The organism is Christiangramia aestuarii, assembly GCF_009735585.1.
Lineage (GTDB): Bacteria > Bacteroidota > Bacteroidia > Flavobacteriales > Flavobacteriaceae > Christiangramia > Christiangramia aestuarii.
The window spans coordinates 1-351 of the sequence record NZ_VJVW01000187.1 but is presented as its reverse complement, the minus strand read 5'-3'; the positions used below and the strand labels follow the sequence as shown (position 1 = coordinate 351).

The window sequence follows — 351 nt, the reverse complement described above, 5'->3', positions numbered from 1 at the left end:
CAATACCGGGAATGTCACCCTGAACAATATCACCGTGACCGATCCGATGGTAAGTGTAAACGGTGGACCGATCAACCTGGCGCCGGGAGCTTCTGACAACACCAGCTTTACAGCGACCTATACCCTGACCCAGGCTGATGTAGACAGTGGACAGGTAGACAATATTGCTACGGCTGATGCCGATGAGCTGACCGATCCGGAGGATAGTAATAATGAGACTACGCCACTGACGCAGAACCCAGCCATGACAATAGCAAAAGCAGGAAGCTTTAACGATGAAAATGGAAACGGCTATGCCGAGGCTGGAGAGACCATCTCCTATACCTTTAGCCTGACCAATACCGGAAACGT

At 51.0% G+C, this 351-nt stretch carries 1 protein-coding gene; it reads left to right on the top strand.

What is annotated here, in order from left to right; translation table 11 throughout:
* The coding region (locus FLP08_RS16270; RefSeq protein ID WP_439329447.1) for a CLIPPER-2 domain-containing protein at nt 1-351 on the top strand (351 nt) is incomplete at both ends.